Source organism: Vitreoscilla filiformis (assembly GCF_002222655.1).
Lineage (GTDB): Bacteria > Pseudomonadota > Gammaproteobacteria > Burkholderiales > Burkholderiaceae_C > Ideonella > Ideonella filiformis.
On sequence record NZ_CP022423.1, the window covers coordinates 3,456,203 to 3,464,895 of the forward strand.

General features: G+C 66.0%; 13 protein-coding genes. 1 reads left to right on the top strand and 12 read right to left on the bottom strand.

The features are described from left to right. Window positions 1–4 precede the first annotated feature (4 nt). The 7 genes from VITFI_RS16200 to VITFI_RS18740 are packed head-to-tail and all read right to left on the bottom strand — an operon-like array spanning window position 5 to window position 6,556. Window positions 5–391, bottom strand: coding sequence for a hypothetical protein (locus tag VITFI_RS16200; RefSeq protein WP_089415333.1), 387 nt, complete (start codon window positions 389–391; stop codon window positions 5–7). Window positions 392–393: 2 nt separating this feature from the next. Further along, complete coding sequence (locus VITFI_RS16205) at window positions 394–1,179, bottom strand: hypothetical protein (protein ID WP_089415334.1); 786 nt, start codon at window positions 1,177–1,179, stop codon at window positions 394–396. Further along, window positions 1,176–2,432, bottom strand: a complete 1,257-nt coding sequence (locus tag VITFI_RS16210; RefSeq protein ID WP_089415335.1) for a hypothetical protein — start codon at window positions 2,430–2,432, stop codon at window positions 1,176–1,178. The genes VITFI_RS16205 and VITFI_RS16210 overlap by 4 nt, the downstream gene beginning before the upstream one ends. 14 nt (window positions 2,433–2,446) lie before the next feature. Further along, on the bottom strand, window positions 2,447–5,347 hold the full coding sequence (locus tag VITFI_RS16215) for a hypothetical protein (RefSeq protein WP_089417872.1): 2,901 nt from the start codon (window positions 5,345–5,347) through the stop codon (window positions 2,447–2,449). Then, window positions 5,278–6,012, bottom strand: coding sequence for a hypothetical protein (locus VITFI_RS16220; RefSeq protein WP_089417873.1), 735 nt, complete (start codon window positions 6,010–6,012; stop codon window positions 5,278–5,280). The genes VITFI_RS16215 and VITFI_RS16220 overlap by 70 nt, the downstream gene beginning before the upstream one ends. Before the next feature lie 14 nt (window positions 6,013–6,026). Beyond that, window positions 6,027–6,428 carry a hypothetical protein gene (locus VITFI_RS16225; RefSeq protein WP_089415337.1) on the bottom strand — a complete coding sequence of 134 codons (402 nt, stop codon included), beginning with the start codon at window positions 6,426–6,428 and terminating at the stop codon, window positions 6,027–6,029. A 2-nt stretch (window positions 6,429–6,430) separates the two neighbouring features. Continuing rightward, on the bottom strand, window positions 6,431–6,556 hold the full coding sequence (locus VITFI_RS18740; protein ID WP_269768736.1) for a hypothetical protein: 126 nt from the start codon (window positions 6,554–6,556) through the stop codon (window positions 6,431–6,433). Between VITFI_RS18740 and VITFI_RS16230 the strand changes: the two genes are divergently transcribed. Next, on the top strand, window positions 6,549–6,734 hold the full coding sequence (locus tag VITFI_RS16230) for a hypothetical protein (protein ID WP_157725732.1): 186 nt from the start codon (window positions 6,549–6,551) through the stop codon (window positions 6,732–6,734). The two genes, VITFI_RS18740 and VITFI_RS16230, sit on opposite strands and share 8 nt — an antisense overlap. Before the next feature lie 50 nt (window positions 6,735–6,784). Here VITFI_RS16230 and VITFI_RS18050 read toward each other — a convergent pair whose 3' ends face one another. From VITFI_RS18050 to VITFI_RS16250, 5 genes are read right to left on the bottom strand one after another with little or no spacing between them, the layout of a single operon-like run. Further along, entirely contained in the window at window positions 6,785–6,958 is a 174-nt protein-coding gene (locus tag VITFI_RS18050) for a hypothetical protein (protein WP_157725733.1), read from the bottom strand. A gap of 1 nt (window position 6,959) precedes the next feature. Next, window positions 6,960–7,301 (bottom strand): hypothetical protein, encoded by a 342-nt coding sequence (locus VITFI_RS18055; protein WP_157725734.1) that lies wholly within the window; start codon window positions 7,299–7,301, stop codon window positions 6,960–6,962. Then, the gene (locus VITFI_RS16240) at window positions 7,216–7,863 is read right to left on the bottom strand and encodes a hypothetical protein (protein WP_157725735.1); all 648 of its coding nucleotides are present in this window, start codon (window positions 7,861–7,863) and stop codon (window positions 7,216–7,218) included. The genes VITFI_RS18055 and VITFI_RS16240 overlap by 86 nt, the downstream gene beginning before the upstream one ends. After that, window positions 7,860–8,258: a hypothetical protein gene (locus VITFI_RS16245; RefSeq protein ID WP_089417877.1), complete on the bottom strand. Its 399-nt coding sequence runs from the start codon at window positions 8,256–8,258 to the stop codon at window positions 7,860–7,862. The genes VITFI_RS16240 and VITFI_RS16245 overlap by 4 nt, the downstream gene beginning before the upstream one ends. A gap of 20 nt (window positions 8,259–8,278) precedes the next feature. After that, the gene (locus VITFI_RS16250; protein WP_089417878.1) at window positions 8,279–8,476 is read right to left on the bottom strand and encodes a hypothetical protein; all 198 of its coding nucleotides are present in this window, start codon (window positions 8,474–8,476) and stop codon (window positions 8,279–8,281) included. Window positions 8,477–8,693: the final 217 nt, after the last annotated feature.

The window sequence follows — 8,693 nt, forward strand, 5'->3', positions numbered from 1 at the left end:
CGGCTTACGTCAGCGTCAGGCTGGTCAGGCGGACAAAACCGCCGGCATACAGCGCCACCGCCGACAGGATGACTTCATGTCCACTCCCAGCGATCCCGACGGACATGTCCAACAGGGCCGCGCCCGCTGACGTGGACAGCCGCGCCCATCCCGCCGTGCCCGACGCGGCCACCGTCGCATCAGCCGTTGCAGAGACCGTCAACACGCCCGCCACTGGCGCCGCCACGGTGGCCGACATCACCAGATCAGCCAGCAGCGTGCCCGTGGCCGCCGTCTGGGGCGTTGCCGGTGCGGCGCCCGTGTAAATTTTGAGCCGAGCTGGGCCGGCGGTGAGCAGCGAGCGCAGGGCTTCTGCCCGCGCCGCAATGAGAACGTCTGATTGATTGGCCATGGTTACTCCAAGGTGGGCGCGAGCCCGTCGGCGATCAGGGCGCGGTACGTCCCGGCGTTGTCGTGGCACACCACCGAGTACGTGTCGGCCACGGAGAGCCCATCGAACCGGTACAGCCCATCCGTGCCCGACCACGTCTCACGCACCACGCGCCTCAGCCGCTCCGAGATCAGCAGCACCCGCCGCGCCAGCGGTGTCACTGGCGGCCCCAGCACGGCCACGGAACCCGCGATCACGCCGGGCCCACCATCAATGTCTCGGGCCGATGGCGCCAAATCAGGCAACACCGATGCCACCGCACCGCCGGGCGCACCGCTGGCTGTCAGGCCGCGCGTCAGGTCGTACAGCACTGACCTGACCGGGACGATGATGCCGACCTTCCACGCCAAATCTGTGCTGGATGTGGGTGACGGGAGCGCGGCGTAGCCGTACTGCACCCATGTCGTGCCGTCGTCCGACCACTCCACGAGGGCTCCGATCCAATAGTGATCGCCGCCACCCGGAAGCTGCTGCACAGCAATCTGCGCGACATCGACCGCTGCGGGCCACTGGTAGCCGATCCATCGATCCGGGGCGTGCCCTTCGTACATGTAGGCCTGCCAATAGGTGGCGGCGGCGCCGTCGTATGCACGTTCTGGGGCGTTGTCGACGTACTGCGACGACGCAATCGCCGTGCCACCCGCGACCAAATTGCTACCCGCCGCGCTGCGAAATTGCAGCTCGCCCACCAAGACCTGGCCGCTCAGCGTGGCGATGCACCTGCATCGCCACCAACGATGGGCACTCATGTCCACGGCCCCGTCAGATCAATGGCCATGGTCACGCCGTCACCCTCGCTGTACCCCTGCCACGCCACCGCCATCATCCGGCGGGTGGTGTTTCTGACGACCTGGTCGAACACAGCGCCGTGCCCGACCGGCTTGTATTGAGGCATCCAATACAACCCCCGGAACGTCCCCCTGACGGAGTTCATCCCCTCTTGCACGCACAGCGTCGGCGTCAGCCACAGCCCGTTGTCCGGGCCGTGTGGGTACTGCATTGGCCCTCGCCCCGATGTCAGCACCCCATTGGCCATGTGCAGTGCCGGCGTGGCCGCGCACTTGACGGGGAGCCCCTGTTGCGTGTGGTTGCGCAGCAGCCATTTGCCGGCATAGGCCAGCGACTCGCCCAGGCCAAAGCTGTTGCCGGAACCGGGCTGATCCTCGTTGGCGCTCTCAGTTGCCACCAGCACCGTCCCCGTCGCGTCACCTGCGGCCACGTAAGACGACACATCCCCAAACGCGTACTGCGCGAACCCACCCCAGCCCGTTGACACCTTGACCCACAGGTAGAACATCACGCCATCACCGACCAGCAGCCAATCCCGATTACCGGCGCCGCCGTCCCCCTCATTCAGCCACCCGTACTGCCGCGCGTGAATCCACTTCGCCCACCCCCAATCCCCACCGGTGCCCGCCGTCGTCCAGTTGCGCGCAGGGTTGGTGGGGTCATACGGCGCTTGGATGCCCGTGACCACGATCGGATTGATCCCGCTGATCGCCGATGCGATCCCCACTGACGCCCATTTGGCCCACGCTGAGTCGTACCCCGCCCGCTGGGAGTTGTCCACCACCAGCAGGTTGCGGTTACCCGTGGGGGCCCGGTAGGCGCCCCGGTTTGTACCCGTGTTGGGCTTGCTCCACCCCAGGCTGGGCGTTTTGGCGGTGATCGATGTGGTGGTGGTCGCCGTGCGGATCGACCCCGGATCGTCGAGCTGAAAAGTAAAACTCGTGGCCTGCGCGCTCAGCACCGTCCAGCGGCCGTTGTAGTTGGCCTGCGCGCAGCCGGCAATCTCCACGACCTGCCCGGCCACGAATGCATGCCCGCCGGTGACCGTGGCCGTGGCCACCCCCGCGACGGTCGATGTCAGCGTGGCGATCGTCTTGACCCCGTACCCATTGACCAAGCAGGCGTCCAACAGCGCCGTCAAACTCCCCCAGGCGTTGGTGAGCTGCGGCGCCCCTGCCAAGTAGTTCGCATGCCAAAAAACCGATGCGGCCATGTGATCTCCTCAATTTAAGCGTCCACGTCGCCACGCAGCGACAGTTCAAATTGATCCGGTGTGTCATACGCTGCGCCCGGATTGATCGTGCGAACGACCCAAATCGGTGCCATCGCACCGATGGTGTTGATCCGCAGGATCGCGCCCACCGACCACCCACCGCCGCCCCAGCCAGCCGCTGGAATGTGCATATAGGGCGCCCCAGATGGCCCGAGCGGCTCGAAGTCCTGGCCGGTGTTACCCACGGCCACGACACCCACATGCTCGCCAATCAGCTCGTAGCTCGTCGTCGTGGTGAACCGGGCAATCCAGCGCTCCGTGATGCCCCCCCGGTTTGTGATCAGGATGGGATGGTCGGCGTTGTTGTAGGCCGCCAGGGTGCTTGAACCCGGTTCGGGGCTGTCAGACCACGCGCCGAACCAACTCGATTGGTCAAACACGCGCTCCACGCGGGCAAACAGATCCCCGAGCACCAGCGCCGTCGAGACGTAACTTCCAGGCGCCGAGTAGTCGTGGGTGATGGGCCGAGACAGCCCGATCTCCCCATTGATCTGCACGTCGCGGATCATCGCCATGTCTTCCACGCGCCCTTCGATTCGCACGGGCTGGGCGTAGGCCGAAACGTCGCTGAAGGTTGCCGTCCCAGCGTCCAAATCGGTGGTGTAGCCGGTGCTGATCACCGCACCGTTGGCCCCCACCACGCGCAATCGAGACAGCCGCTCGCGCCCAGCAAACACCGTCTGCCCATTGGCCACGGTGGCCGTGACGGCTGTTTTGGCACCGACCACAACGAACCCACCCGCTCTGAAAATCGGCACCCGCCCGTCACTTGGAAGCCGCACGGGATCCATGCCCAGGATGCTGGCATCGAGCGGCAGGTAGCTGTAGGCCACCGCGCTGTAGCGCAGCGTGGTCATGACGATCGGATCGGGCCGCCAGATGCGCCCATCCGACTCCACCCGGCTGGCCGAATACCACGGCTGGGATTCATTTCCCGCCGCCGTGACCATCGCCCCGAACCGCACCCGCACCAGCCCGGTCTCGTAATCCACGCTGCCCGCCACGCCGGTGCCACTGATCACGCCATCCACCCCCGCCGTGACCGATTTGGGGCCCCCGGTCGTGCGCGTCCACTGGATCGACAGCGATCCCGGTCGCAAGGGCGCCGAGGAAGCCCTGAACACAAACTCGCTGGACAGCGCATTGCCCAAGGTGGTGACGCACGACACCCGGCTGAGTGCATTGGTCGCCCCCGTGGCCCAGGACGACAGGGCAATGACGCCCGTGGTGTAGTCGATGGTGCCCCGCGTCAGCCAGCCAGACGCCACGGTGTTTTCGCGCAGCACACCCGTGCCACTGTCCCCCCACGGCTGCGATCCGGGGATCGTCAGCACCACCGTGCCAGGCACCACTGGCGCCACAACGCCCGGCACCAGTTGCACCTTCGGGGTGAACGTCACCGTCTCGGTGCGGGTGCTCGTCGAGCCGGGCGAGTTGTACCGCAGGGTCACCGCCCCGGATTCATCGGCTGGGTAAATGGACGGCGCATCCACATACTCCAGCCCGGTATAGGTCAAGCGCCAGCGGTATAAATCGTCGTCCAATGCGGCGCTGTATTTCGGCCTCGGTAATTTGATCGTGACATCTGGATTCCAGGTAATCGCTCCCGTCGCATACGTCACTGTGCCAATTTGCACACCTTCCCGCATGATTTTTCCGCCGCCGTCGTCCCGCGCATATTGCGTCGGATCGACCCACGTCGAAACGCCCATTTCGGTCAACTGGCCCAGGGTATAGGTGCCCAGCACAGCAGTGTCTGTGACGGTGTTCCACTCAACCTCCAAGCTCCCCGGCGTGATGGCCGCCGAAGCTGTCACCGCCAGCCGCCCATCGCCCTGCCGCGACGGATGTGCAAATGCGTCGGACGTCTTGGGGCCGGCCACATAGCCGATCGTCAACTGCGCCCCTACGGCGGGCAGGGTCGCGGGCGCGAACGCCTCGATCACCCCCTGCGCCACGCGCACCGTGCCCGTGGCATGGCCGGACAGCACCCCATCCGCGCCAGCGGTGGCGCTCTTGGACACGCCCGCTTGCAGCCAAGACACCGTCACTGAGCCCGGCTGTACCGATGTTCCAGCCGGCGGCGCCAACGCGATCGTCTGCGTCGCCTTGAGCGTCACAGCGGTGGGGTGCCGGGTCTCTTGCGTCGGTGCGCCCCAGCTCAGGATGACCGAACTACCCACATCCGGCAGCACACCCAGCGTCAGGATGTAGCCGCCCGTCGCGGGGTTGAACGTGCCGGCGCCGTAGCTGGCATCGCTGCCCTTGAGCGCGCCGGTGCCATCGTCCGACAGCACATACCACCGCCCGCCCGCGCGGTAGCTGGCCGAGAGCGTGCCGGGCTGGGGCTGAGGATCGATCACCCCCACGTAGGACTGACTGCGGGACGCCGCCGTGATCTCGATTTCGGCGCTCTGCGGAACCCGCAGCACCTGCGCTGCGGGGGTGTAGGTGATGACCTTGCTGGCCGAGTAGTCCCCTGCGGCGGATGTCAGCAGCCCGTTGGCGTAGTCGATGGTGCCCACATCGGCCCCGGCTGATCGCAACATCCCGCCAGCGTCGGTGATCGTGACACCGGCCACTTGGATCGACAGTGATCCTGGAAGGCACCCTCCCGGCAGAGCCAGCTTGGTGGTGGGTGTCCACGCATGGGTGGCGGTGTAGGTGACACTGCCCGCGCCCGGGATCGGCAGCCCAGCAGCCGCATAGGGCGGCATGACCGACAGCGGCGCCTCGGTCTGGGCGCTGGGCACCAGTTGCGAGTAGATCGACTCTGCCTTGATCTTCATCGCCCCCATGCTGACCGACTCGGCCAGGGGCGACACCCCAGCGTAGGTGCCCGCATCGGCCACCACGTATCGCGCACCGCAGCAGCGGTGCTGAGGCGGGCGAACGTCTCGGAGGCGGGGCTGCCGGGGCAATCGAACCGCAGGGCATCGCTCAGGAAAACGGACACGATAGCCGCTTGGTACTCCGACCCATCGCCGGCGGTGAAGGTGCGGGTGACGCTGGACACCGTGATGGCGCGGATGTACTGCTCCACCTGCGTGGACAGGCCCTCGTCTTTGACCAACACCAACGTCTGCCCCACCGTGGGCGGGGCCTCGGACGGACGTTGAAACAGTTGCACCACACGTTGCCCGGTGATGTGGCCCTCGTACAGATACCCCGGCCACAGCGGCCCCTTGTTGAGGTACGCCTCCACGCGTGATTGCGCCTCCGACCGCGTGTCGAACGTCGCGTCGCGGGCAAACAGCGTGACGGCCGTATTGGCGTCCGTGGGTGGCTGCGCCACGATCACGTTGGAGCCGAAGTAGGTGTCGGTGTCGTCAGAGCGGATCGCCACAAACGTTTTGCGCAGATTGACCCGCCCCCCTGCACGATCCAACTCTGAAATATCCGGGAACAGCGCGTTTTCAGCATCGCTGATCACCGTCCCCGTGGGAGCACCGCCGCCTTCGGCCACATCAGCCATGACCGCCGATGCCAGCAATACCACGTCGCCTGAGAGGATGGGCATGTGGTGTCTCTCCTTTAAATGACCATGAGCTTGGCCGTCACGACATACATGTCGCCAGCCTGCTGATCGTCGTAAAACGTATAGGGATCGGCCGTGATCGCCGGGGCGTCGTGGTGGCGCCAGATCACCTCGCGCACCCCGTCCGGGGTGGTCAGCGTCATGACCTGGCCGGGCTCTGCGGCCCATCCGCGCAGCGTCTGCACGTCGGTCAGGCTGACCAGCCCGGCGCCCTGCTCGACACCTTGCAGGGTCACCGGTCGGCCCGCTTCGGCGGGCGCGCTGGCCGATTGCACGATCAGCGCCCCGGTCAATGACCGCTCGACGGTCTGCCCCACAGGGCTCCAACTGTGCTCATCGCTCCAGGCACAGCCCGAGCCGAACACCACCACCAGGCCATTGGCACTCAACTGGATCATGCTCAACCTCCTCCTACTCGTGCGGCGTCAGATTCGAGGCGGCGCAGCATCGCCACCAGGGCCTGAGCGTCATCCTGCGAGGCCATCTCCACGGCCTCTTCGCGGCCCCGATTGATCGTGATGGCCACGGCGTACACCGTGCGCGATGTGGTGGGCGCAGCAGATGGCGCAGGCGCAGGCGCCGCCACCTGGCCCGACGCTGCGGCGCTGGTGCGGGGCCGCAGCGGCAGCGGCACGCCGGGCCATTTCGCCGCCGTGGCCGTCCTTGCCGTAGAGGTACTGACTGGCGGCAGTTTGCAGGGCTGACGACAGCGTCCCCCCCCCCGGCCCGCCGTACTTCCGTTGGCCGGGGTTGTTCATGTAGGGGACGTTGCCGCTTGCATCCACAAACTCGCGGCGATCTGCTGCGCCGCTTCGTCGTCCAAGCCATAGCCCTTGAGGTCATTGATCACGCTCATCAGCGTGTTGCCGCCAGCGGTGGTGCCGTCTCCGGTGCGCTTGCGGTAATCGTCATCGAACAGTGACTTCACTTCACCGTTGCGTTTTCTCCACAGCACTGTTTTTCACCACAGCGACCACTGCTGAGGCGGTTTTCTCAGCTTCTTCACGGGTCTTCCGCATTGCCTCAGTCGCGGCATCAGCAGCGGCGGGAATGGCCGACAGCGACTTGACCACAGCGTGCCCCGCCTCATCCACTGCAACACCCATCCCCTGCGCCGCAGCCTGCGCCCGCAGTTCAGCGGTGACCACACCACCATTGGCAGCGATGGCCGCCGACGCATATTTCTCAAACGCAGCTTGCTTGTCTCGTGCTGCTGTGGTGCCCGCATCGCGGATGATTTGGTAATCCCGCTTGGCCGCATCCGCCATCATCGTGAGCCGATCGACGCTCGTGATCCCCAGGCGCTTCAAACGCCCCTTCAACCACCTTGGCCGCTGCGGCACTCTCTTTCGTGGCTGCTGTCGTCCCTTGCAGCGCCGCTGTCAACTGCCGCTGAATTTCCGCCGCCCGCTGCCATTCGCCCGCGTCCACAGCCTTTTCGTACTCGGCCCGCAACGTGGCCACCTTTTCGCGCGCCGCCTCCGCCGCCGCTTGTTGGGCCTGCGATCCAGTCTTGGCTGCTTTCGCCGCCGCACTGGCCGCTGCACCCGCAGCGCTTGCCGCCGAGCTGGTGGCCTCCACCGCCGCCTTCACATCAGCCTGCGCCTGCACCACCTTTCGGTGCCTGGGCGCAGCCTGCGTCTGCGATTGCGTCAGACCATCCCAACCCGATTGGGCACTCTCAGCCGCTGTGGCAGCGTCATCCATTGCCTGGCGGGCCTTGGCCATGAATGCATCCGTGGCCGCCCCAGAGGCCGCTGCACTGACGCGCACCTCGTCGGCCGCCAGTTTGTACCGGGCACTGACTTCGCCAAATGTCACCTTGGACATCATGTCCAGGTACAACGCGTACCAGGCCTGCGCCGACTGAACCAAGCTGGAGAACCCCGCACCAGCACATACACGCCCGCCAGTACTGTGTTGCCCCCGGCGCTCATCACCCCATACGCGGTCTGCACCACGTTGCCGGCGTTCTTGGCTTTGGCGCCGAGGTCGTCCAGAGTCACCGATAGGTTGGTGGCAAACGTCTGCAACTGCACCGACACGGCCTCAAAATCCACCGCGCCTACAAACCGGGTGCCCCACTCAATGGCCGCCTTGAACGCAGCAGCCAAGGCATCCCCGAACTTCCCCACCGTCCCATTACTGACCGCCGCAGACAGCGCCGCAGCCAGTTGGTTCACACCGTCTTTCAGGATGGGCAGCGTCGGTGTGCCCAGGGCATTCATCACCGTTTCCCACGCGCTGCTCAACCCACCCAGCGCCCGCGCAGGTTGTCGCCCATCACAGCAGCCGTCTCGGCGGCGCTGCCTTTGGCATTTTTGAGCTTCCCCGTCAGCTCATCCAGTGCCCCGATGCCCTGATTCAACAGTGACCGCAGCGCCGGCCCCGCCTCCGTCCCAACCGCCAAGATGGCGCGCTCACCCACGGCGCCCTTGGTGCCCAACTGGCGCAGCGCCTCGCCGAAGTCGTTTGGTGATGATCCCGATCGTGCCCAGCTCCGTGCGGAACTTGCTGGCCGGGTCGCTGAACTGGCTCAGGATTCGCATTCAGTGCCGTGCCCGCCCGGCTGGCATCGATCCCGCATCGGCGAACTTGCCAATGATGGCGACGACGGTCTGTTCCAGGCTCAGACCCACCGACTTGGCAATGGGGGCTGTGTA